The sequence below is a fragment of the Psychrobacter sp. 1U2 genome (assembly GCF_051847575.1).
On the sequence record NZ_JBPYDC010000841.1, the window covers coordinates 1 to 808 of the forward strand.

The 808-nt window shown below is 47.3% G+C and carries 1 protein-coding gene; it reads left to right on the forward strand.

Annotation, left to right across the window (positions count from 1 at the left end; all coding sequences use genetic code 11):
- Positions 1-808, forward strand: an 808-nt coding sequence (locus tag ACS8FD_RS19055) for an aspartate carbamoyltransferase catalytic subunit (protein WP_439277012.1), incomplete at both ends; no start/stop codon positions are given.

Here is an 808-nt window from a genome sequence, read left to right on the forward strand (position 1 = left end):
TCACCATCCAAATACGCCACATTTGACCATGATACTGTCCATCAGAGACTCAACACTTCCCTTAGTCGTCCACAGTTAAACCAAGATGGAAGTTTGCGTCACTTTTTGGGCGTAGAAGGGCTAAATAAATCACAACTACAAGCCATCATTGCTAAAGCTGAAACTTTCTTTGATGAAAATGGTCAGCTGATCAATCGGCCTGAGCTTGAAGGCTGCACAGTCATGAATCTGTTTTTTGAGCCTTCGACCCGTACCCGCACTACTTTTGAGGTGGCAGAAAAGCGTCTTGGAGCCAATGTGCTAAACATTGATATTGCGCGCTCTAGTACAAAAAAAGGCGAAAGTCTACGCGATACTCTATGGAATTTGCAGGCAATGACAGCTGATATTTTTGTAGTCAGGCATTCTGCATCAGGGGCTGCGCATTTTATGGCGACTGAGGTGACACCAGATATCGCTATTATCAATGGCGGTGATGGCTGGCATGCGCACCCGACCCAAGGGATGCTAGATATGCTGACCATTCATCGCGCCGCGCCGCGCCCGTTTGAGGCGCTATCAGTTGCTATCATCGGTGATATTAAGCATTCAAGAGTCGCGCGCTCCGATATCAATGCGCTGCAAACTTTAGGTGTCAAAGATATTCGCGTCTGCGCGCCACGTACGCTATTACCTAAGGGAATTGAGCGTTACGGTGTGCGTGTGTATGAAAATATGAATGAGTGCGTCACAGACTGTGATGTCATCATGGGATTAAGAATACAAAATGAGCGCATTGGCTCGCCGCTACTGGCCTCATCAAGTGAAT